Below are 23,282 nucleotides of genomic sequence, written 5' to 3'. Positions count from 1 at the left end.
GGTGCCACCTGGGGACGACTCCGCACCGGCCCTCGGTCGAGATCACCTCGATGATCCGTTACGGACGGATCAGGACCTTGAGGGCCTCACGCTCGTCCATGGCACGGTACCCGTCAGGCACCTCATCGAGATCGATGGTGCGGTCGAAAACCTTGCCCGGCTCGATCTTTCCCTCGAGGACGTCGGGCAACAGTTCCTCGATGTAGGCCCGCACGGGGGCCGGTCCGCCGGTGAGAGTGATGTTCGGCCCGAACAGGCTGCCGAACCCGATCGGGGCCATCTCGTACTGGGGCACGCCGACACGGCTGATCACACCACCGGGGCGGACCACGCCGAGGGCCTGCTCGTAGGCGGGGATGTGACCGACGGCTTCGAGCACCGTGTGAGTGCCGTCGCCGCCGGTGAGCTCCCGCACCCGGGCAATGCCTTCCTGTCCGCGCTCGGCGACGACGTCGGTGGCACCGAACTCGAGACCGAGATCGGTGCGAGCCTTGTGTCGGCCCATGAGGATGATGCGCTCGGCGCCGAGGCGCTTGGCTGACAGCACCGCCATCAGGCCCACAGCGCCGTCCCCGATCACGGTCACCGTGGTGCGCGCGTTCACGCCGGCCTTGACAGCGGCGTGGTAGCCGGTGCCGAGCACGTCGGACAGCGTCAGCAACGACGGCAGCAGCGACGAGTCCTCACCGACCGGCGCCTTGACCAGGGTGCCGTCGGCCAGAGGGACACGCACCGCCTCGGCCTGACCGCCGCCGATGCCGTTCGCGGCCCAGAATCCGCCGTGGCGGCAGGAGGTGTGCAGGCCCTCGCGGCAGAATTCGCAGGTGCCGTCCGACCAGGCGAACGGGGCGATGACGAAGTCACCCTTCCGCAGCGTCGCCACCTCGGCGCCGATCTCCTCGACGACGCCGAGGAACTCATGGCCCATCGGCGTGCCCGCCGGGGTCGCCGGCAGGTTGTGGTAGGGGTGCAGGTCCGATCCGCAGATGCACGAACGCACGATGCGCACGATTGCATCGGTGGGTTGCTGCAGCACCGGGTCCGGGATGTTCTCGATCCGGACGTCACCGGCGCCGTACATGAACGTTGCTCGCACGAAATTGCTCCAGTTCTCGTATTTTTCGGGGTCTCGCAGGCGCGCTGTACGGTCACAGCGGGAACGCCTCACGTCGCCTCTGTTCTCCAGGAAACACCCGATCACGAAGGTGCAGGAGTCCCTGATGATCCTGGTACTGCCAGAACCCCCTTTCAACAGCCGGGCGCCGCACGCCCGGGGGCGGTGACGAGTGCCGAAGTCAACGCGATACTCCAAATGTTCACCGTGGCATGCCGATACATTTCCTTCGGTACGCTGATCACACGTGCCCGTCACCGCCTGCCGATCGCAACTCGCGGTTCCGCCCGGACGTTACGACGACACGTCGGGCTCGCGCTGGGGGCGACCGTGCTGCTCCTGCAGTGAGGTCGCAGCCCAGCTGGCGAGCAGGTCGAGCGACTCCTGCGTCGCGCTGTCGGGCTCGGCGGTGTAGACGAGCAACGTCAGCCCCGGACTCGACGTGAGGTCGAGCGCCTCGTAGGTGAGGTCGAGGTCGCCGACGACGGGATGGTGCAACGATTTGCGACCGGTGCGGTGGAACAGCACGTTGTGGGTGGCCCATCGGGTGCGGAACTCCTGGCTGCGCGTCGACAGTTCACCGATCAGCGCGGTCAGCTCCCGGTCGTTGGGAGTGCGCCCGGCTTCGGCGCGCAGGACCGCCACCATGTCGCTGGCGGTGCGTTCCCAGTCACCGTAGAAGTCGACCGCACGCGGATCGAGGAACGTAAACCGCGCCGTGTTCGGCCGTTTCGTCGATCCGTCGAACAGCGGCCAGTACAGGGCCCGGCCCAAGGTGTTGGTGGCCACGACGTCGGCCCGGCCGTTGCGTACCCACGCCGGCGCCATGACGGCATCGAGGACGCGCTGCACCGACGGGCTGACCCGACGGGGAGCCCCCCGGCGCCGACGGGGGTCCCGGCTGTCCATCGCCCGCGCCAGATCGTACAGGTGAGCCCGCTCGGCCTCGTCCAACTGGAGAGCACTGGCGAGAGCGTCCAGGACACCGTCGGAGGCACCGCCGAGGTCACCTCGTTCGAGCCGGGTGTAGTAGTCGACACTCACCCCGGCGAGCAGGGCGACCTCCTCCCGACGCAGACCCGGGACGCGCCGCTTGCCGCCGAAGGCCGGAAGCCCCGCCTGCTGCGGGGTGATCCGGGCGCGACGGGTGGCCAGGAACTCACGGATCTCGCTGCGGTTGTCCACACAGAAAGCCTAAGAACATCCGGCAGCAGGTGGGAGGCCCTACGAGTACCTGCTTCGACAGGGCCTGCCTCGCCGGCCGGGACGGTGCTGTAGTGGGTGAGGGCACGAGAGACCGGACATCGAGTTCTCGGCCGGCATCAGCCCTCCGCCCATTCGCACCCCGTCACCTCGAAGAAGGCAACGTGACCGACACCGCAACGGATCCCGCTACAGCACAGCGACCTCGGCCGACCGCCATCCTCACGATCATCCTCGTCAGCTACTTCATGATCCTGCTCGACAACTCGATCATCTTCACCGGACTGCCGACGATCGAGCACGAACTGGACCTGTCCCCCACCGGCCTGTCCTGGGTCCAGGACGCCTACACGCTCGTATTCGGGGGCCTCCTACTGCTCGGGGCCCGGCTCGGCGACATCCTCGGCCGTCGACGTGTGTTCGTCGCCGGCCTGACCGTCTTTACCGTCGCCTCCTTCCTCGTTGCCGCCGCTCCCACCGGCACGTTGCTCATCGCGGCTCGCGCCCTCCAAGGCGTCGGCGCCGCGATCGTCGCACCGTCGTCGCTGTCGCTGTTGACAGCGAGTTTCCCGGAAGGCCGCGAACGTACCCGCGCCCTCGCTTGGTACGCCGCCACCGCCGGTCTCGGCGCCAGCCTCGGCCTGGTCCTCGGGGGTGCCCTCACCAGTGCCATCTCGTGGCGGGCCGGCTTCTTCGTCAACGTGCCGATCGGCATCGCGATGATCGCCCTCGCCCCGCGCTATCTTCCGCAGACGCAAGGCACGAGCGGCCGGTTCGACGTCGTCGGTGCGCTGGCGGCGACCCTCGGCATGGGCGCCCTGGTGTTCGCCGTCGTCGAATCGGCCGAGGTCGGCTGGGCCGCGACGAGCACCATCGCGGCGCTCGGGGCGGGCGTGGTGCTGCTCGCCGTGCTCGTGTTCAACGAGTCCCGCGTGGCCCAGCCGATCATGCCGCTGCACCTGTTTGCCAGCCGTATCCGCACCGGCGCCTACCTGACCCGGATGCTCTACCTCGGCGCGATGATCGGCTTCTTCTTCTTCACCACCCAGTTCCTGCAGGGCGTGCTCGGCTACACCGCGCTGCAGGCCGGCGTCGCCTTCCTCCCGATGACGATCGTCAATTTCGTTGTCGCCATGGCCATTCCACGCCTGACCCGTCGTGTCGGCAACGCCTCCCTCCTCACTGTCGGCGTTCTGCTCACCCTGATCGGGATGGTCTGGCTCAGCCGGGTCGACGCCGGCAGCGCCTACCTCACGGCGCTCGCCCTGCCGATGGTGCTCATCGGCGCCGGTCAGGGCCTTGCCTTCGCCCCGCTGACGGCCGCCGGGATCAGCGGCGTCCACCCCGCGGATGCCGGTGCGGCATCCGGACTGGTCAACACCGCCCACCAACTCGGGAGCGCCCTCGGTCTCGGCATCCTCGTCGCCGTCTCGACCACCGTGTCGACCTCCACGGACACCGTCGACGGACTGGCCGAGCACGTGTCCACCGCGCTCACCACCGGCGCCGCACTGCTGGCCCTCGCCCTGGTCGCGACCGTGACGCTGCTCCTGCCCTCGACGATCATCGAACGTCGCCCGACGCGCCGGGCCCGCGATACCACTCTCCGGCGCACCCAGAAGCCCGACCGGTCGACCCCGACCCCAGCCGCTGTCTGCACTCGCTGACGGCGACCGGGCTCACCTGCCCATCTCTGCAACATCGTGCACTCGGGCGGACGGAAAGAGGATCTGGCGCACTTTGCGCGAAGGTGTTGCTACGAATCGTCCGATCATCCGATTCGGTCAGAAGCCGGCACCATCGTCGGCAGTGCGATCGACTACACCCGCAACCCGATAGTTCGTCCGTTGCCCTGGCGCAACGAACGCGTCGACCCGCCCCGCGACGACGAGCTCTTCCAGCACCGCGAGAACGACCGTCCAGTCCATCTCGAGCCGATCGGCAAGCTCGACGACCGGATATTCCTCACTCCCGAGTGCCTCCACAATGGTGTCAGCCAGCGATGACGACACCGGCGTGGCCACCGACGACTCGGTGAATCCGGAACGCTCGACGTCGGACACAGCAACGACATCCGCACCCTCGGAGGTAATGCCGCGCCGCTCGAGCTCGCCCCACAGCCCCGACATCGACGCGTCCGGGTCGAGGTAGTACTCGGATTCGCGGACCCTCCAGAACCTCCACCCGCTCCGGCGCAGTTCACGTTCACGCTCGAGGTCGGCGCGCTGCCGGTCGGGAGTGGTGTGCCACTGCTCGCCGTCGCACGCCACAGCCAGCTTGCCTGCCGCACCGGTCACCACCAGATCGATGACGTGACCGTTCACCTCCACCCGGGGGTTCACGTGATATCCGCGGGCAGCGATGTCGAGGAACGCCTCCTGCTGGAAGAGACTGTCGAATGCCTCGTGCCGCTCCTCACCCGTCACACCCGCCGGCATCGGCGCCGCAGGCATCGGCGACGTCGACTGCATGTAGGTGAGCAGCGAATGGCGCAGGTCCGTCGGCCGCAACGTGTCGACGGACCGCGAATGGAACAACCACAACTGGTCCTGTGCCCTCGATGCGGCGACGTTGAACCGTCGTTGATATTCGGTCCTCGTCATCGCCGCGATGTTCTGGTCGGGCGCGACCACCATGGACAGAAACACCACGTGCCGCTCGTCCCCTTGGAAATCCGGAGGCGTGCCGACACGGAGTCTGCGTTCGTCCCATTGGTGCGGGGTGAGCCGGTCGAGCAGTTCGTTCTGGATGACGTCGACCTGCGACTGCCCCTGCAAAACCACCACGCCGAAGGTTTTCCCGTCGTAGGCGGGGTCTTCGACACACTGCACCACAGTGTCGACGAGGGCACCGGCCTCGACACGGTTCGTCAACGTCGAGTTCTGTCCGGTGACGACACCACCGTCGACGTAGGTGGTGCGCAGAGGCGGAAGGCGGTCGGACCCATACTGCCGCAACGGAACCAGGGGGTCGTCTGCATAGAACTGTTCGCTCGACCAGGCGATGATCTCCGGCATCGATCGGAAATGCTCACGCAACCGGACGATGCTCCCGAACCGCGACCGCAACAACGAGAACATGCTCGAGCGGGGAGTGAAACTATCGCGCAAGTACTTCGGGATGTCGGGCAGGGATGAATCGAGACGACGGAACACTCCGTCGAGCGCACCCAACGACACCGCACTCGGCGCGCATTGCTTATCGTCCCCGACCACGATCACACGCGGCGCCAACCACAGCAGGAACAAGCTACTGATGTCGACCTGGCTTGCTTCATCGACAATGACGACATCGAACAGGTTTTGTACAGGCGGAACCGAAGACAGCACCTGCTGCAACGGCATCACCCACGCCGGCACCGCACCCTGCGCGACCTGCATGGCCTCACGCGCTGCAGCCCGATACCGCTCTGCATATCTCCCGGTACCCTTTCCGATACTCGCGACATGGTCGCGGTACGAGTGCAGGGCTTGGACCTGCTCGGCGGTCGTGCGGTCGAGACACGCGCTCCACGCCTTCTCCGCGACGAGCTGCGTGGTCAACCGCGAGATGTCTTTCTCGACCGCGTCGAGGTCACGTTCGAACTGCCCGTCCTCACGCCCCTCGTTGACGTTCCGCACCCACTGCTCTGCGCGACGCCACGCCCACGCGCTCTCGATGTTTGCCAGACGAACCGGCCACTGCGGCCACGACGGATCTTCGGCGATGGCCTGCGCGAGCGCCGGTGCGGCGTCGGTCAAACGCGCGTGCAGCGACAAGAGTTCGAGCTCCTCCCGCTGTTCACCGGCCGCACGATCCCATGCATCCAAAGCTGCATTGATACCGTCGAAGTCCGCATCGTGGAAGGCCCGTGCCAGGGCGCGCCCTTCGGGCGACGCTCCCCCGGCGATCTGGCCCCGCACATACAGGCCGACGGATTCGAGCCAGGCCTTGCTGGCTTGCGCAGTGCCGACCGCGGCGATTGCCCGCGCCGACTCCGCAACCGACCGCGCCTGTTCGACACTCACAAGCCGCGGCGCACCAGGGTGGATGTCTCGTAACGCCGATTCGACATCCCGTACCCGTGTGACAAGGTTGTCCACGATGCCACGGTCCCGGTTGATCAGTGCCAGGGTGCCGATGGCACGGCTGCGTGACTCGTCGAGTGCGATGTCGATACCGAGATCGCGCAGGACGATCCCCACGACCCGCACCGCGTCGAGCGCACGGAGGTGCTCGGCGACGATACGCACCGAGTGGGCGGTCGTGGCCGCGACCCCGTCGACGGTCGCAGGCTCGCCGAGCGCCTCGACCGCCGACTGCTCGTCACTCCTCCGGAACCGGGAGAGGCCACTGCGCCATGTGTCCCCCGCCTCCAGCTTGCGAGCCAGCGCGTCATACGCCTCGAACGCGGGCCGCCCGGTCACCGGCGTTGCCACCGTGCTGGCACCGACGACGCGATCGGCCTCCTGCGCGGCCTGCACGAGACCTGCGAACTCGGCGGTCTTTCCCCACAGGTGCTGCGCCCTCCCCGACAGGACATCGTCGGCCACGCGTTGAAATCCCAGGTCGAGCCGTTCTGCATCGTGCAGAGCGCCCTGCAGTTGTTCGCAGAGATCGCGGATACGGGCCAGTATGTCGGGGGAGGCGCCCTCGAGTACCCGCAGCAACTCCGGCATTTCGCCGGTCACGTCCTGCGATGCCTGTGCGACCGCGGCGCACGCGTCCTGCACCTCTCTCTGGGTGGGCAGGGACAAGTCTGGGAACACTTGGTGCCGGCGACGCGCCCGCTCGACGCTCGACCGCTGATGAAGCGCATGGAGGGTGATGAATTCGTCGACGCTCAGAGGTGGGGCGTCGGTGAACAGCGGTGCGGGCAGCCACCCCTGTCCGGATTCCTGTGCGCGGACCCTCCGGACGATCGACGCGACCGTCCCCTCGTAACCGGCGGCGACCGCGGTGTGAACGACCGTCTCCTGCGCGCGCGTCTGCCGAATCTGTTCCGTCAGGATCGCCCGACGGTTGAGCACGTCGTTGCGTTGCGTGGTGAGTTCGTCGATGCGCTGCGCTGCGCGCCGCCCGTTGAATTGCGCCTTGCGGGTAGCGATCTCGCTGACACTGCGGTTGAGCTCCGCAGACCCTCCCCGCGCCGGGTCGGTCACCGCCACACACAGTTCTTGCAGTTCGAGCGGAAGTTTGTCGCGCAGTACACGCAGCGCCTGAGCCTTCTCACTGGTGACCAGCACGCGCTGGCCACCCGCGAGCAGCGCGGACACCAGGTTGGCGATGGTGTGTGTCTTACCAGTACCGGGTGGGCCTTCGACCACGACGCCGCTGTCGCCGGTGAGGCGATCGAGGATGTCGCGCTGCTCATCGTTCGCGGGCAACGGGAACAACGGATCATCGGCGAACAGCGCGGACGGTGTGCCGATGCGGTCGAGCCATGCGACACGGTCGGCCGGTTCGATCGCTTCGACGAGTTGCGCCAGACCCAGCGGCACCTGGTTCGACTCGTCGGCGACGGCCTCGCTCATGCGGTTGTAGTACTCGATGAGCGCATAGGCGCCGCGCTTGCGGAGCACCAGAGCCGGCGACGGTCTCACGAACGCCTCGGGCGACGATGCCTCCTCCGCCTGGTCGACGACGTCCACGCGCACTGTAAGTGCCCGGTCGGTCCAGTCCTTGAGAAACACCCGAGCCGCGGGGTCGAGGGGCGACGCGACCTGAGTCGCGAGGGATTGGTGCAGGTCGCGGGTACTCGATGGATCGAACACTTCCAATCCGGTGAGGAGCTGGGTGTCTTCGAGCGACGGGACGGCGTCGGGATTCAGCCGGACCAGCAGGTCGCCGGATTCCTCGTGCCGCTCGATGAGGGCGGACTGGGTGATCAAGTGTGTGTGCACCCGCGCGCCTGCGACATCGTCGGAGAGGTGCAGCAACCCCGATGCGACGACGAGCTCGAGCGATTCCGGTTGGGCGTCGAGGTCCAGCATCGCGTGCTGCAGGAACGTGTACAGCTGCGACGCGGGCCGTCGTTCCCGATCCACAGCCGCCCACGCCCGCCATTGCGCCAACCAGGTCTCGACGCCGTCGACGGCGTCGGGGGCCTGTGGGTCGAGTGGGGGTTCAGCGGCAGAGTTGTCGATTGCTCCCTGCACATACTTCGCGACCAGCGCGGGAGGACGCGGTGGATCTTCGAGAACAAGACGCCGCGCACGGAGGAAGACGTCGCCTGCCGCGGCATCGGCGGTCAGGCCGACGTCGAGGTTTCCCTCGTCGAGAGACATCACGGCACGGTGTTTGTCGAGGGTACGGACAGGTGCGCTCCGTGCTTTGACGAGCTCGGCCAGAAAGGCAAGCAGGCGTTGCACGCGATCCCTGAGTTCAGGTTCGCTCACCCTCGGCTCCACACCCACTCCACTCTCCCTGCGGACGTCCTTCCGCCCGTCGACGGAAACCGGGCAACTCCAGCTTAGGAACCACCTCCGGCATGTCCGTGTCCGGTCTCGCTTGTCGCCGATTGCGTCCCTCCGAACCCGTCACCGCGATCGCACCTGGCCTGTGCGAAGAACAGCTATCGAGTGCACGGGGGATGGTACGGGCGGGTACGTCACGGCAGACGCAAGCTCATAGCCCCCGGGGATACCTGCCGCCGACCCGGTCGGGGTCGTCGGCCAGCAACACCACGTCCCGGCGGCCATGGTTGAAGGCGCGGAAGTTGTCGTAGTCCCAGCCGGCAGGGACGTAGTCGTCGTTCCACCGCACTCGCGCGGCGGGCACGAGCCCGGCCTCGGCATACAGGTCCGGCAGCACGGTGTCGAACAGTCCAGACGGCGGCCATCGAGCGCGGTGGCGTACCGGACCATCGCGCGTGCCGCGCGCGGGTGGGCGCAGTCCCGGTGCGCGGACACCGAGACGATCTCGACGCCGTGCAGGGCGGCGCCGGCCTTGCCGTCGTCGGTCACCAGTAGCCGCATCCGCCGGTAGTCGTCGTGGATGGACACCGAGGCGGCATAGGGATTCTTGTCCCGGCCGTCAGCGCACCACCAGCTCCGCGCACGCCCGGAACGGTATCGCGTCCACATCGACGACGCCCTTGCCGGCGAGGGTTTCGCCCAGGTCGGGCAGCGGCGGGATGCTGAATCCGGCGGCGAGAGCGATGTCCTGGCCTTCTTGTACCGGTGCGAGGCTGTGCTCGTCGCCTTGGCCCCGGTCTGATCGGCCAAGACCGCGAAGGTCCACTCCGGGTGGGTGGTCTCGAGTTGGGCGGCCGCCTTGACGACCGGAGCGAGGTCGGCGCTGTCGAGGAACGCCGGCAGTTGCGCGATGGTCTGCTGTGCGGGGCGCACCGCCGGCCGGAGGTACCGGCGGTGGGGTCACCTCGTCGAAGTGGGCGAGGTCCGCCGCGACACGAGCGGCACCGTCGCGCGGTGCCACGGGCTCGGCAACGGCGGCCGTCGGTGCGCCGGCGCGGGTGTCGACCGCACGGTCGATGGCCTGTCTCGTCACGACCGTTCCGGCTCAGCCGCGTCGTCGCGCCCGCAGCACCGAGTCGCGGACGGTGACCTGCTCCCCGGAGTGCGGGTGTGCCGTGGTCCGGGACCGGACCTCGCAGAGCTCGACCTCCCACTGACCGTCCTCGAGCGCCGGAATCAGCGACTCGGGGGTGAAGAGGAACCAGTGGTGACCGTGGCGCAGCCCGGTCGCCAGGTCGTCGGGGTGGTGACCGACCACCAGCAAGGTGCCACCGTGGGCGACCGCGGAGCCGAGGCGCCGGGTCAGCTCGACCATCCCGCCGTCGGGAAGATGCAGGAACTGCGAGGACACCAGATCCCATCGCTGCTGGCCGGGCTGCCAGCTGCGGACGTCGGCGGCAACCGTGGTGACACGGTCACCGACGCCGGCCTCGGCTGCGTGCGCGGCCGTCTTCTCCAGGGCGGCGACCGCGAAGTCCAGGGCCGTGACCGACCAGCCGCGGCCGGCCAACCAGACCGTGTCGGCGCCCTCACCACAGCCCACGTCCAGGGCCCGTCCGGGTGTCAGGGACGAGACCTCGGCCTCGAGTTGGGGATTGACGCGTCCGCTCCAGACCCGCTCCCCGGAGTAGCGATCCTCCCAGGCGGGCTGCTCGAACAGCTCGGCCCGGCGCTCGCCGACCGCGCGGTCGGCGTCCTCGGCGGCCAGGTCGGCGTTGACGAACGCTCCCACCCGGGTGCCGTGAGCGGCCGCGCCGATCAGGGTCATGCCGATGTCGGTGGCGTTGCCGGCCGCGTACAGGCCCGGCACCGCGGTCGCCCCCACCGGGTCGACCGCGATCACCGACCCCACCGGCGCCCCGCCCCACTCGACGTGCTGCGGCTCCAGGCCGAGGGAGGTCAGGAAGTCGAGGCGTACCTGCGGCCGGGAGGCCACCACGATCGCCTCGCGCTCGAGCAGCGAGCCGTCGGCCAGACGCACCCCGATCAGCCGGTCGCCGTCGGTGACGACCTCCCGCGCAGTGCCGTGCTCGATCCGCACGCCGATCGCGGCCATCCGCTCCACGTCGGCGGCCGGCAGCTCGACCCCGTCGGCGACGACGAGGACGACGTCGCCGGTGAGCTGGCGCCAGAGCAGACCCTGGTGTCCGGCGACGGGGCTGGTCGCCAGTACCGCAATCGCTCGACCGCGCACCTCCCAGCCGTGGCAGTAGGGGCAGTGCAGCACGTCGCGGCCCCAGCGTTCGGCGAGGCCGGGGACATCGGGCAGTTCGTCCACCACCCCGGTGGTGACCAGCACCCGCCGGGCGGTGACCTCGCGTCCGCTGCCGGTGGCCACGGCGAAACCGTGCTCGGTGCGGGTCACGGCCGTCACGCGGTCGCTCGCCAGCTCCACCCCGTACGCCGCCACCTCGGCCCGGCCGTCGGCCAGCAGGTCGAGCGGGGGCACCCCTTCCCGGCCGAGATAGTTGTGGACGTGCTCGGCCGGAGCATTGCGAGGCTCACCCGCGTCGAGCACCAGCACCCGGCGACCGGACCGCCCCAGCACCACCGCACCACTCAAACCGGCAGCGCCGCCGCCGACCACCACCACATCGAAACTCTCGTTCTCCGTCATGCCTCCAGGGTGCAGACCCCTCCCAAGATATGGCAAACATACTTGCCGTAATGGCAAAACTCCGGCACACTGAGCGACATGGAAGACCAGGACGTCTTGAAGAACGTGGGCCCGAGACTGCGACAGCTTCGACTCGAACGGGAAGCCACCCTGAGCGACCTGGCGGAGGAGACCGGCATCTCGCTCAGCACCCTCTCCCGACTGGAATCCGGACAGCGCAAGCCCACCCTCGAGCTGCTGCTCCCCCTCGCCCGCGCCCACCGGGTCGCACTGGACGAACTCGTCGACGCCCCGGACACCGGCGACCCCAGAATCCGGTCCAAGCCGGTGACCCGGCACGGCCGGACCTTCCTCTCCTTGACCCGCCGCCCCGGGGGCCTGCAGTCCTTCAAAATGGTGCTGCCCACCGTGGACGACGTCGCCCACCCGACGCTGCAAACCCACGAAGGCTACGAGTGGCTCTACGTGCTCAACGGCCGACTGCGCCTGATCCTGGGCAGCCGCGACCTGGTGCTCGATCCCGGAGAGGTGGTCGAATTCGACACCCGCACACCGCACTGGATCGGCAACCCCGGACCCACCCCCTGCGAAGTGCTCGCAATCTTCGGCCCCCAAGGAGAACGCATGCACGTGCGCTCATGACAAGCGCCCAGCCCCCGACCACGCACCCCCGACACCCCACCGACACCGGCGGCCGGCGACGAGCACGGCCTTGGCGCAGCGATACCGATCCTCACCGCCCCGACAACCTCGGACACCGGGCCCACACCGCCAACGTCGGCACGACCACACCACCCCCACCCACCGGAAACTGCACCCTCAACTCCATTGCGCGGGAGGAGTTGCGCCGTACATGACACTTGAGGCTACGGACGTCCAGCTCTGCATTTACGCGGGTATGCGTTTCGCTGGGGGCCTGCACGTCACTCACCATCTCGCCGCGCCCCGCACGCGAGGGGACCGCAGGCGCGGTCGAGGCTCTAGACCGCCCCCAGAACCGCGGGCAGCGTTGTCGGTCGCAACCCGAAAGCTTCTCGACCGACGTGACAAGGCGTGTCGAGACCGCTGACCGTGAGGTCACGTGGCCCAACCCGCCCGCATGATGTCTTCGAGCGCGCCGCCGGACGTCTCATCGGCCAAGGCGGCCTCCCGCACCCAACTGATCGCGAGCACGTTCAGGAACAAGTCTTTGCCTCGCACGGTCGGTCGGGCGCCGCCGTCGCGTTGGGGAAAGAAGTTGGCTCGAGGTCGGTGGCGCCGCGGCGAGGCGCGCGTGGACCTGCCCGATACCGGCACCACCCGGTGCCAGCCTGGCGGCGACGGCGCAGGCGGTGTACGAGGTGGCCACCGCACCGATCACCGTCAGCGGCGTGCTCACCTGCCCCACCACGTCCCTCGCCGCCCTCGCTGCCCAAACCGTGACGGTGCCAGGCAGCAACGCCGCCGAGATCGTCCTGCCGAAACGCGCAGACACGCCGAAAGAGATTCTGCAACAGCGCAAGAACATCGCCGAAGACGTCGAAAGGATGCTCGACGACCACCCTCTTTCCCGAGTCTTGATGTCGATGCCCGGCATCGGTGTCAGCACTGCAGCTCGCATCCTGCTCGAGGTCGGCGACGGTTCGGCGTTCACTTCCGCGGCCCATCCGGCCGCCTACGCCGGCATCGCCCCGGTCACCCACCGGTCCGGCCCCTCGATCCGCGGCGAGCACCCCGCGCGGTCGGGCAACCACAAGCTCGAACGAGCGCTGTTCCTGTCCGCGTTCGCGGCGTTGCACGACCCGACCAGCCGTGCCTACTACGACCGCAAACACGCCGAAGGTAAGAAGCACAACGTCGCCCTGATCTACCTGGCCCGGCGACGTTGCGACGTCCTCTACGCAATGCTCAAGAACAAGACCTTCTATCGAGTCCGTGATTCCGTCTCGAGAAGAACGTCGGGCTGCGCGGCGGACCCGCCCCGGTGCGGGGCCTACCTCCCCGACCTGCTCGACCGGGTTTGGAACGGACGCATCGAGCCCGGCAAGGTCTTCGACCTCACCCCGCCCCTCGCGCTGGTCGCCGAAGCCTACGCAGCCATGGACAAGCGGCGCGCCACCAAGGTCCCACTGCGCCCCTGACCGGATTCCGGCACCCCTGCGAGCGGTCCAGCCATGACGCCACCGCCCGCGACGGTTCAGCGCGTGCCGCCGCTCACATTCTCGTGTGCCCCCGTGTAGTGCATCGGACTGTCCAGCAGATGCGCCGGCGGCAGGTTGCGATCGGGCGTGTGCACGACGGGCGCGTCCGCCGGGATACGGCCCGATGCGCGGTCCCAGCCTGCCCGGGCCCGCGGGTGGTAGCGATAACGACGCGGAATCAGCTTTTCCCCCAATCCGATCGAGCGGCCGACGAGCCGATGCAGCCGCTGTTCGCGTGGGGAGAAGGTGTAGCCCATGAGTTCGCGCACCGGTGGGTCGTACAGCCCGATCGTGAGCCAGACGAACCCGCGCGTCATCGGCGGCCGCAGCACCGTCCACACGCTCGCGGGCACCCACCGCAGGAACGGCGGCCGGTCGAGGTGCGACAGGTCCAGCACGTCGCGGGTCGCCTTGTTGTCCTCGAGCACCTCCCGACACATGCGGTCCCAGTAGGCGAGGAAGTCCTCCCAGCTGCCGGGGACGGGCCGCATCGACACCCCGTAGAGCCGGTACCACCGGACGTGCTCGTCGAACAGCCTGTGCTTGTCCGCGACGGACAGCGGGCCGTCGAACCACTCGATCGAGACACGAGACTGTAGAAGAACGTCGCGTGCGCCCAGTAGAACGTGTCGGGGTCGAGGGCGTGGTAGCGCCGGCCCTTCTTGTCGATCCCCCTGATCGTGTCGTGGTAACCCCGCACCTGCGCGGCGGTCTCCGGGGCGCGCGGGCCGTCGAAGACGACGCCGTAGATGGGGTACAGCGACCGGTAGAGGCGTTCCCAGCGCTCGTCGAAGAATTGCGAGTGCTCCTCCACGGCCGCGCCGAGGCCCGGGTGCATGTTCTGCATCGATCCGGCCCAGGGGCCGAACAACATTCCGCGCCAGCCGCCGAAGTATTTCCACGTCAGACTGTCGGGGCCGAGTGGCACGAGCTCACTTTGACTACGCACGTTGTCAGTTTGGGCGCGGCAACGACGCGTGTCAAGGTCGCGAAAGCTCGGCCCCCGAGGCACCCCCTTGCCACTCGACGATTTCGGACCTATGGTCAGTCCAATACTTCGGAAAGGGGTCCTCGTGGCGGTCCAAGTCGGTTTGTCGATCACCAATTCCCTGTTGGTTCCCGACCCCGCCGCGCGACGGCGACTGCTCAACTCGGCCGCCGACGCCGGGCTCGATCACATCACGGTCGGGGACCACATCAGTTTCCACGGCGGTACCGGCTTCGACGGGATGGCCTCCGCCACGTCGGTGCTCGCTGCCCACGACACGCTCTCCGTCGTCATCGGTGTCTATCTGCTGGGGCTCCGGCATCCGATGCTCGCAGCCCGGCAGATCTCGACCATCGCACAGCTCGCCCCGGGACGGTTGGTTCTCGGCGCGGGCGTCGGCGGCGAGGACCGCTCCGAGATCTCCAACTCCGGGGTGGACCCCCGCACCCGGGGTCGCCGCTTGGACGAAGCCCTGGAGGTTCTCCGAGCGTTGCTCTCCGGCGAAGAGGTCACCCACACCGGAGAGTTCTTCACCCTCGAACGCGCCCGGATCCTGCCCTCACCCCAACCGGCCGTGCCGATCCTCATCGGCGGCCGAGGCGACGCCGCGATCCGTCGAACCGCGAAGTACGGCGACGGATGGCTCGCCATCTTTTCGACGCCCCGCCGATTCGGCGAAACGCGCACTGCGATTCTCGAGGCCGCCGTCCGGGAGCACCGCACCCTGAGCACCTTCGGTGTCAACGTCTGGTGCGGTCTCGACGACGACGCTGCCACGGCCGACCGCCTGGTGGGCGAGCAGATGCAGGCGCTCTACCGCCTGCCGCGGGACAAGTTCCGGCACCTGGCACCGGCTGGCACGCCCGAACAGGTGGCCGAGTGGCTGCGCGCGTTCATCGACGCAGGAGCGGACAGCATCACGCTCATCCCGGCCGCCACCTCGATGGAGGCGTCCGTCGAACACGCCGCCGCCGTAAGGAAGCTGCTCGTCGAGAGCTGATCGCGCCGCACCTCGGGCTCCGATTCCGCACATGCCGGCTTCGCGTCCGTCGGCGTGCTTGTCGCAGACGACTCCCGCGGGGTGCTCCTACCCGGCACCAGATCCGTGTCGACACCGCGCCGCGTTCGCTCGGGCTGCCCTCTGGTGCGCCGCGCACTGAACTCCTCCGACGCCGTCCACGCATCGGGCCGATCGCTGTCCGGAACCGACGTCGACGGCCCCGGCGTCGCCCGGGCGGCTTACTGTGACTGTCGGACGACGGTGAAGCACCGCTCTCCTTCTCGTCCTTACCGATGCCGATCCCACAGCCGAGTTCACTGTCCGGCAGAGAACTGCCCTTCCCACGGTCCGCACGCTGCTCGACGACGCCGCCACCACCGTCCTCGACGCGGAGGAATACAAGCGGCGGTGGCGAGACCTCGAGCAGAGCCGAAAACTCGCCGCCGAGGGAACCTGGGTCAACTCGTACGCGGTACCGGAGCTTTGGACGATCTGGAGTTGCGCCGTACGCCGCCAGGATGTTCGACTTCGGTGCCGCGCCGCTCCCGAGCGCCGCGGCACCGAAGCGCATCGGCCACAGGGTGCGGACGGCGGTGGCGGTCAGCCGCGGAAGGCGTCGAGCCCCTCGTTGGTGAGACGGACGATGAGGTCGGCCAGTCCGGGGGTGCGGCTGACCTTGGTCGGCCAGTAGGCGATCGAGAAGATCGTGCCCAGGCAGGTCTGGGTCGCGACGGCGACCTCCGCTGGCGTCGCCCGAGGGAGGCACCGGGCCACCGCGGCTTCCCAACAGCCGACGTAGAGCTTGCGCCGGCGGTTGACCTTGCGACGCCACGGGTCCACCAGTGACCGGTCTTCACGCTGGGTCACATTGACCAGGTGCCGGTGCCGGATTGCGAACTCGACATGATGGCGGACCAGACGCTCGAAGTCGGAGTCGGCGTCCTCGTCCACAGGTTCCGCGGCGCGGATCAGCTCGTCCATCGCCTCGTCGAACAGGGTGGCCAGGATCTCGTCCTTGCCGGAGAAGTGGCGGTAGATTGCCGGCCCGGTGAGCCCCGCGCGAGCGCCCAGCTCGTCGACGCTCGTACCATGGAATCCCTTCTCGTAGAACAGTTCCGCGGCGATATCGAGAATCTTCCGGCTCCTGTCCACTCGGCGAGTGTAGCACGATGCGTGAACGATCGTTATACTCCGGGAACGCTCCCCGCCATGCGGCGCCGACCCGGGCGACAGGAACGGCGCCCGCCGACAGTCGCGCCGAGCAGATCTCGATGCGCCGGCAACCGACCGCAACCGTCAGGAGACCCCGTGACCGACACCGTCACCCTGCCCACCTACGACCAGGTCGTCCGTCTTCCCCGCGAGTACGGCCCGCTGGTCGTCCCGCCGGAGTTCGAGGACGCGAACGGCCACATGAACATCCGGCACTACTTGGACCTGGGTGCCGAAGCGATCGACACCGCGTTCCGCCGGATCGGCCTCACCGACGACTACCGGGCGACACGCAAGCAGGGCTTCTTCACCGCCGAACATCACCTGAAGTACTACGCGGAAGTGCACGTCGGCCATCGAATCTCGGCCTACTTCCGGATCGTCGAGCGCTCCGACAAGATCATCCACGGCATGGCCCTGCTCGTCGACGACACGACCGAGGCGCTGGCGAACACGCTCGAGGTCGTCGCACCCCATGTCGACCTCACCACCCGTCGCGTCGTTCCGTTCGCCCCGGACGTCGCGGAGGCGGTCGATCGGGAACTCGCGATCACCGAGCGGGTCGACTGGCCGGCGCCGGTGTGCGGCGTGATGGGGATCAGGTCACGGCGAAACAGAGCCGGTCGATGACCGACGCGTACTTGTCCGCGATCACGCGCCGGCGCAGCTTCATCGTGGCCGTGACCTCGTCGCCGCCCGGCGTCCACTCCTGATCGAGCAGCGTCCACGCACGGTCTCCGACCCGAGGCGAGGCGCCGGAAGTCATCGGCGGCGTACGCCCCGGCCCAGCCGACCAGTGCATCCTTGCCCGGGCTGCGCCATACGAGCCGCTCGAGCATGTCGCCCACGACCATTCGCATCTCGCGCTGGTCGCAGATGCCGACTTCTCCAGAAATCCCGCGCGAGGGATCGACCCGAATCGTCCCTCGTCCCGGCCTCGCCTGTGGGCAGATCGTGCGGTTCCCACCCGGCCTCCGGACGCGGCAAGCAACTCGCCCTTGAAAACGATCGTTAACGCGGATACATTTGTCATACGGTCGGACCAAACCCGACGATCCCGTCCCCGCGACCTGTTCTCGCGGCGACGGCGAGCCACCAGAGCAGGAAGGGACCAGCAGGTCGATGACTGATTTCACCGCTTTCACGGACGTGACGTACGAGGTCGACAACGGGCTCGCCTGGATCACGATCAACCGGCCGGACCGCTACAACGCCTTCCGCGCCCGCACGGTCGACGAGCTCGTCAAGGCCTTCAAGGCGGCCTGGGGCAGCGCCGAGGTCGGCGCCGTCGCACTCACCGGTGCCGGCGAGAAGGCCTTCTGCTCGGGCGGCGACCAGAAGCAGCGCATGGAGACCGGCGACTACGGCCCGTCCGACAGCGGCTTGTTCGAGGTCGAGGCCCTGCACCGTGTCATCCGGGACACCCCGAAGCCCGTCATCGCCGCCGTCAACGGTGTCGCCGTGGGCGGCGGACACGTACTGCACCTGCTGTGCGACATGTCGATTGCCGCCGAGCACGCCATCTTCGGACAGAACGGCCCGCGGGTCGGATCCTTCGACGCCGGCCTGGGCACCGGCTACCTCGCCCGCGCCATCGGCGAGAAGCGGGCGCGGGAGATCTGGTTCATGTGCCGCCGCTACAGCGCCCAGCAGGCCCTGGAGTGGGGTCTGGTCAACAAGGTCGTGCCCGGCGACCAGCTCCGCGCCGAGGTCCGGGCGTGGGCCGACGAGATCCTGCAGCTCTCCCCCACCTCGCTCAAGGTGCTCAAGCAGTCGCTCAACGCCGACACCGAGCACTTCATCGCCCAGGGCAACATGGCCTACTCCACGCTCAAGTTGTTCGGTGAGTCCGCCGAGGCGCTCGAGGGCATCAGCGCATTCAACGAGAAGCGCAAGCCCGACTTCTCGAAGTTCCGCGGCGCCTGACCACCCCTTGCTCCCGGGCGGCGGGAGACCACCGTCCCGCCGCCCGGTGACCTGCCACCAGATTCCGTCGCCCGCCCCGATCCTTCACAGAGAGCAGTTGTCGACATGCGCTTCAGCCGAGAACAACAGGAGTTCGCACTCGCGGTCCGCGAGTTCTGCGACGCCGAGTGCAAGACGCTTCAACAACGCGATGCGCTGACCGACGGCGGCACCGTGGCCAACAGCCAGGTCATCCTCGACAAGTTTGCGGGGCTCGGCTGGCTCGCGGTGTCGCTGCCCGAGGAATACGGCGGAGGCGGCGCCGGGATGGTCGAGGAGTGCATCTTCCTCGAGGAGACCTCACGCGGGCTCGCCCCCATCACCGGTTACTCGACCGGCCTGACCGCCGCCCAGACGTACCTGCGCTACGGGACCGAGGAGCAGAGGCGCACGATCGTCTCGAACATGGCCGCGGGCAAGCTCGAGGCGATTGCCCTGAGCGAGCCCGGCGCAGGATCCGATCTCGGCGGCGTCCGCATCAGGGCCGAGCTCGTCGACGACCATTACGTGATCAACGGCCAGAAGACGTGGATCTCCGCGGCCCACGTCGCCGAGCACATTCTGCTGCTCGCCCGCACCGATTCCTCCCGCACCAAGCACGAGGGTCTGACCCTGTTCATGGTGCCCACCGACACCCCCGGCCTCGAGATCCACGGCATCGCCACCATGGAGGCCCGCACCTGCAACGACCTCTACTTCACCGATGTGGCCGTCCCGGTCACCGCAGTGGTCGGCACTCCGAACCAGGCGTGGCGTCACCTCATGCGCGGTCTGAGCGTCGAGCGTCTCATCATCGCCACGATGTCGCTCGGTGCGGCCGAACGCGCACTCGACGACGTCATCGCGTTCGTCACCGAACGTGAGCAGTTCGGTCGCAAGATCGGCAGTTTCCAGGCGATCCGCCACCGCATCGCCGACCTCGCCACCGAGATCGCCTTCGCGAAGTCCTTCGTCTACGAGGTTGCAGAACGCATCGATGCCGGCGAGGAGGACAATCTCAACCGTGAGGGCTCGATGGCCAAGCTCAAGTGCACCGAGGTCGCGAAGAAGACGACGCTCGAGGCCATGCAGATGATGGGCGGCTACGGCTACACCCGCGAATACGGGATGGAAGAGCAGGTGCGCCGATCCCTCGCACCGACGATCTACGGCGGCACCAACGAGATCCAGCGCGAAATCATCAGCAAGAGCCTGGGACTGTGATTCCCGTTCCCCGACCGATAGGACCCCTGGCATGACCACTTCCCCGTTCACGTCCGACGCCCTCGCCGGCAAGCGAATCCTCATCACCGGCGGCGGAACCGGCCTCGGTCGCGGCGTCGCACGTCACCTGGTCGACCACGGCGCCGAGGTTCACCTCTGGGGTCGCCGGCCCGCCGTCCTCGAGGAAGCCGCCACCGAGGCGTCCGTCTCGCGGCCCGGCTCGGTCCACTGGCAGACCGTCGATGTCCGCGATGCGGAGATGGTGTCCGCCGCGATGGACGAGATCTGGACCCTGCACGGCCCGCTCACCGGCGTGATCAACAACGCCGCCGCCAACTTCATCGCACCGACCGAATCGCTCAGCCCGCGGGCCTTCGAAGCGGTGACGTCCACGGTGATGAACGGTTCGTTCAACACCACCCACGCCGCCGGTCGACGCTGGATCGAGGGCGGCACGAAGGGCGTGGTCCTGTCCACGCTGACCACATGGGTCTGGAGCGGCTCGGCGTTCGTCGTCCCCTCCGCGATGGCCAAGGCGGCCGTGCATTCGATGACCATGTCCCTCGCGGTCGAATGGGCGCGTTACGGAATCCGCCTCAACGCTATGGCCCCGGGTCCGATCCCCACCGACTATGCCTGGGAGATGCTCAACCCCACCGACAAGAGTTCGGTCGGCGCCACTCAGGCCGACCAGGTCCCGATGGGGCGGATGGGCACCATCGAGGAGCTTGCCAACCTGACGATCTTCCTGCTTTCGGATGCCTGCGACTACCTCACCGGTCAGACCATCGCCATGGACGGCGGCCAGATGCTCGCCGGACCCGGCACTTTCGCCGGTCTGACCTCCATGACCGATGCGGACTGGGCCTCCGCACGCGAACGCAGCAAAGCCGCAAGCGAGGCCGCCAAGGCCCAGCGCGGCGTCTGAGCTCCCCGCCCGACGGGCCTTACCGCCGGAAATCACTCTCCGGTAGTAAGGCTCTCGGGCGCGTTCCCGCACTCGGCTACACCGCACGGCCGTCAGGAGAGCCATGACCACCGACAATCCCACCGCGCTCCGGTTCTTCTCCACCGGCGCCGAACGGCTGTTTCGAGTCGCCGACGTGACCGGTGACGACACCAACGGGTACACCGAAATGGTCACGGGGCCATGGCTTGCCGACGAATTCGGACGAGCGTGCCGAGGGACTCTCGGTGTCGTGATGGACGACGTGATGGGACATCTCGTCAATGGAACGACCCCCGAGGGATTCTGGGCGGTGAGCACCGAAATCCACCTCGACTTCGTAGCGGATCCACCGGTTGACGGATCGGTTCTCCGCGCCGAGAGCTGGGTTCTCGGCCGAGGGGCGCAGACGGGGCTGGCCGGTGGTCGGGTCGTCGACGCGCAGGGCCGTCTGATCGCCTGCGGGTCCACCCGCCTTCAGACGGTGCCGCTCACCGACCCACCGGGCGCACCCGTGGTCTCCCCCGACGATCTGGACTCTCGAGTCCGTGCCCGCTCGATCGTCGAACTGCTGGGAGCCGAACACGCGTGTGGGGCCAGTGGGATCGAGTTCGGCCCATCTCCGATGCTCGCGAATCCGATGGGCAACATCCACGGCGGTGTGCTTCTGTGCGCCTCCGAGATCGCCGGCTCGGCTGCGCTGGCCATCGACGCGGACTTCCGCACCACTTCGATCCACATCTCGTATCTGCGGCCGTGCCCGTCGGACGAACCCGTCACCTTCGCACCGAAGGTTGTGCACCGGGGTCGCAGCCTCGGGATCGTCGAAGTCTCCAGTCGCAACGCAGCCGGGAAGACGTGCACCGCCGCCACCATCACCTGCAGTGCCGTCCACTGACCGGCGAGGACACCCCTTTCGACCCGCAACAGCCCCAGGGAGTGCTCATGACAGCCTCGGTCGTCGTCGCCGGCGCGGACTGGCAGAGGCACGGCCGGTGCCGAGATGCGGATCCCTCGCTGTTCTTCGGACCGGAGAACGAAGGCGGTCACGAACGAGCGCTGCGCGAAACTGAGGCGAAGAGCGTGTGTCGGCGATGCCCCGTGCTTCTCCGATGCCGAAAGCATGCACTGGCGCATTTCGAGCAGTACGGCATCTGGGGCGGCCCGACCGAGAGCGAGCGCAAACGACACCGGCGACCGCTGTGGAGATTCCCGTAGCCATCGGGCGTAGGGCCGGAATGGAACCGATCCCGGCGGTATCCACCGGTTCGTCCATCAGATCGGCGCCGGTGACGAATGCAGCCTGCCCATTACAACAACCCGGGGGTATGCAGTATCGTGCAAATGGTACGACCGAAAGGATCTTTATGGACGCCGTGGTGATGCAGGAGTTCGGGGGGCCTGATGTCTTGAGGTGGCAATCGGTCCCCGATCCGATAACCGGCCCCGGGTGGATCACCGTCCGACTGAAGGCCGCCGCACTCAACTGGCACGACGTCCTGGTGCGACAGGGCAAGTATTCGTCACCCCTGCCGCACATCCTCGGCGCGGACGGAGCGGGTATCCGCACGGACACCGGCGAGGAGGTCCTCGTGCTCCCCTCGCTGTGGTGGGGCGATCGCGAAGCCGCCCCGGGCGCACAGTGGGAGATCCTCGGTGATCACCAGCGCGGCACCTACGCCGAGTTGGTGCGAGTCCCGAAGGACTGCGTCGCGCCCAAGCCGCGCAGCCTCACCTGGGAACAGGCCGCTGCACTGCCCCTCGTCGGCCTCACCACCTACCGCGCCCTGTTCACACGCGGCCGCCTCCGCGCCGGCGAAAACCTCCTGGTCCTCGGCGCCGGCGGCGGCGTCGCGACCATCGCCGTGATGCTCGCGGCCGCCGTGGGCGCGCGCGTCACCGTCACCTCCTCGTCCACGTCCAAGATCGCGCAGGCGCAAGAACTCGGCGCGACGAACGGCGTGTTGTACACCGACCCCACATGGCCGGACGCCGCTCGCCGACTCTCACCCCATGGCCAGGGCTTCGATCTCGTCCTGGACTCCGTCGGGACGTGGGAACAGTCCATCGCCGCATTGCGACCAGGGGGCCGATTGGTCGTGCTGGGGGCGTCACGCAGCGAACACGCCACCCTCGACGTCCGCCCGTTCTACTTCGGGCAGTACGAACTGATCGGGACCACGATGGGCAGCCCGCACGACTTCACGGGCCTCCTCCGTCTGCTGGACGCCGAAACAGTCCCCCCACTGCCCATCAGCGCGGTGTTCCCTCTCGCCGAAGCGGCCGCCGCACACAAGCACCTCGAGCAGGGAAGCGGGTTCGGGAAGATCGTTCTCTCGCACAGCTGAGAGCCGTTCGCGCACCGGCAGTCGACGCCCCTGTCGCTATCATCGAATCCC

Annotated in this window: 18 protein-coding genes and 2 pseudogenes; 11 read left to right on the top strand and 9 right to left on the bottom strand. The window is 68.1% G+C overall.

Features of this window, described 5'->3' with window-relative positions; translation table 11 throughout:
• Positions 1-58: 58 nt before the first annotated feature.
• Complete coding sequence (locus JYA75_RS10280; protein WP_203329962.1) at positions 59-1,096, bottom strand: zinc-dependent alcohol dehydrogenase family protein; 1,038 nt, start codon at positions 1,094-1,096, stop codon at positions 59-61.
• A 312-nt stretch (positions 1,097-1,408) separates the two neighbouring features.
• Positions 1,409-2,299 (bottom strand): helix-turn-helix transcriptional regulator, encoded by an 891-nt coding sequence (locus tag JYA75_RS10275; protein WP_203329961.1) that lies wholly within the window; start codon positions 2,297-2,299, stop codon positions 1,409-1,411.
• 182 nt (positions 2,300-2,481) lie between these two features.
• On the opposite strand from JYA75_RS10275, the gene JYA75_RS10270 reads away from it, so the two are divergent.
• A complete protein-coding gene (locus JYA75_RS10270; RefSeq protein ID WP_239010561.1) occupies positions 2,482-3,984 on the top strand; it encodes an MFS transporter in 1,503 nt (500 codons plus the stop codon).
• 117 nt (positions 3,985-4,101) lie between these two features.
• Here JYA75_RS10270 and JYA75_RS10265 read toward each other — a convergent pair whose 3' ends face one another.
• From JYA75_RS10265 to JYA75_RS10250, 4 genes are all read right to left on the bottom strand, one after another.
• Positions 4,102-8,694, bottom strand: coding sequence for an AAA domain-containing protein (locus JYA75_RS10265; RefSeq protein ID WP_239010560.1), 4,593 nt, complete (start codon positions 8,692-8,694; stop codon positions 4,102-4,104).
• A gap of 229 nt (positions 8,695-8,923) precedes the next feature.
• The gene (locus tag JYA75_RS10260; protein ID WP_203329960.1) at positions 8,924-9,109 is read right to left on the bottom strand and encodes a hypothetical protein; all 186 of its coding nucleotides are present in this window, start codon (positions 9,107-9,109) and stop codon (positions 8,924-8,926) included.
• 222 nt (positions 9,110-9,331) lie between these two features.
• Complete coding sequence (locus JYA75_RS10255; RefSeq protein ID WP_029545710.1) at positions 9,332-9,538, bottom strand: hypothetical protein; 207 nt, start codon at positions 9,536-9,538, stop codon at positions 9,332-9,334.
• 279 nt (positions 9,539-9,817) lie between these two features.
• Entirely contained in the window at positions 9,818-11,389 is a 1,572-nt protein-coding gene (locus tag JYA75_RS10250; protein WP_203329959.1) for an FAD-dependent oxidoreductase, read from the bottom strand.
• Between the two features lie 78 nt (positions 11,390-11,467).
• Between JYA75_RS10250 and JYA75_RS10245 the strand changes: the two genes are divergently transcribed.
• On the top strand, positions 11,468-12,031 hold the full coding sequence (locus JYA75_RS10245) for an XRE family transcriptional regulator (RefSeq protein ID WP_006941778.1): 564 nt from the start codon (positions 11,468-11,470) through the stop codon (positions 12,029-12,031).
• 752 nt (positions 12,032-12,783) lie between these two features.
• Positions 12,784-13,287 (top strand): annotated as a pseudogene (locus JYA75_RS10240) (transposase); the annotation flags it as partial.
• Positions 13,288-13,565: 278 nt separating this feature from the next.
• Here the strand turns inward: JYA75_RS10240 and JYA75_RS10235 are convergent.
• Positions 13,566-14,443 (bottom strand): annotated as a pseudogene (locus JYA75_RS10235) (oxygenase MpaB family protein).
• Between the two features lie 199 nt (positions 14,444-14,642).
• On the opposite strand from JYA75_RS10235, the gene JYA75_RS10230 reads away from it, so the two are divergent.
• The gene (locus JYA75_RS10230; protein WP_203329958.1) at positions 14,643-15,557 is read left to right on the top strand and encodes an LLM class flavin-dependent oxidoreductase; all 915 of its coding nucleotides are present in this window, start codon (positions 14,643-14,645) and stop codon (positions 15,555-15,557) included.
• A 600-nt stretch (positions 15,558-16,157) separates the two neighbouring features.
• Here the strand turns inward: JYA75_RS10230 and JYA75_RS10225 are convergent.
• Positions 16,158-16,709 carry a TetR/AcrR family transcriptional regulator gene (locus tag JYA75_RS10225; protein ID WP_138844999.1) on the bottom strand — a complete coding sequence of 184 codons (552 nt, stop codon included), beginning with the start codon at positions 16,707-16,709 and terminating at the stop codon, positions 16,158-16,160.
• A 156-nt stretch (positions 16,710-16,865) separates the two neighbouring features.
• On the opposite strand from JYA75_RS10225, the gene JYA75_RS10220 reads away from it, so the two are divergent.
• On the top strand, positions 16,866-17,399 hold the full coding sequence (locus JYA75_RS10220) for a thioesterase family protein (protein WP_203329957.1): 534 nt from the start codon (positions 16,866-16,868) through the stop codon (positions 17,397-17,399).
• On the opposite strand, the gene JYA75_RS10215 is transcribed toward JYA75_RS10220, so the two are convergent.
• The gene (locus JYA75_RS10215; protein ID WP_203330234.1) at positions 17,368-17,535 is read right to left on the bottom strand and encodes a hypothetical protein; all 168 of its coding nucleotides are present in this window, start codon (positions 17,533-17,535) and stop codon (positions 17,368-17,370) included. The two genes, JYA75_RS10220 and JYA75_RS10215, sit on opposite strands and share 32 nt — an antisense overlap.
• A 356-nt stretch (positions 17,536-17,891) precedes the next feature.
• On the opposite strand from JYA75_RS10215, the gene JYA75_RS10210 reads away from it, so the two are divergent.
• The 6 genes from JYA75_RS10210 (at position 17,892) to JYA75_RS10185 (ending at position 23,231) form a co-directional block, all read left to right on the top strand.
• The gene (locus JYA75_RS10210; protein ID WP_203329956.1) at positions 17,892-18,695 is read left to right on the top strand and encodes an enoyl-CoA hydratase-related protein; all 804 of its coding nucleotides are present in this window, start codon (positions 17,892-17,894) and stop codon (positions 18,693-18,695) included.
• 105 nt (positions 18,696-18,800) lie between these two features.
• On the top strand, positions 18,801-19,937 hold the full coding sequence (locus JYA75_RS10205; RefSeq protein WP_203329955.1) for an acyl-CoA dehydrogenase family protein: 1,137 nt from the start codon (positions 18,801-18,803) through the stop codon (positions 19,935-19,937).
• A gap of 31 nt (positions 19,938-19,968) precedes the next feature.
• Entirely contained in the window at positions 19,969-20,865 is an 897-nt protein-coding gene (locus tag JYA75_RS10200) for an SDR family oxidoreductase (protein ID WP_138845001.1), read from the top strand.
• Between the two features lie 103 nt (positions 20,866-20,968).
• Complete coding sequence (locus JYA75_RS10195) at positions 20,969-21,781, top strand: PaaI family thioesterase (RefSeq protein WP_203329954.1); 813 nt, start codon at positions 20,969-20,971, stop codon at positions 21,779-21,781.
• A 47-nt stretch (positions 21,782-21,828) separates the two neighbouring features.
• Positions 21,829-22,101: a WhiB family transcriptional regulator gene (locus JYA75_RS10190; RefSeq protein ID WP_203329953.1), complete on the top strand. Its 273-nt coding sequence runs from the start codon at positions 21,829-21,831 to the stop codon at positions 22,099-22,101.
• A gap of 149 nt (positions 22,102-22,250) precedes the next feature.
• Positions 22,251-23,231 (top strand): zinc-binding dehydrogenase, encoded by a 981-nt coding sequence (locus tag JYA75_RS10185; protein ID WP_203329952.1) that lies wholly within the window; start codon positions 22,251-22,253, stop codon positions 23,229-23,231.
• Positions 23,232-23,282: the final 51 nt, after the last annotated feature.

This window comes from Rhodococcus sp. PSBB066, from assembly GCF_017068255.1.
GTDB classification, from domain to species: domain Bacteria; phylum Actinomycetota; class Actinomycetes; order Mycobacteriales; family Mycobacteriaceae; genus Rhodococcus; species Rhodococcus aetherivorans.
The sequence above is the reverse complement of the archived record's forward strand: the minus strand, read 5'-3'. Positions and strand labels throughout refer to the sequence as shown.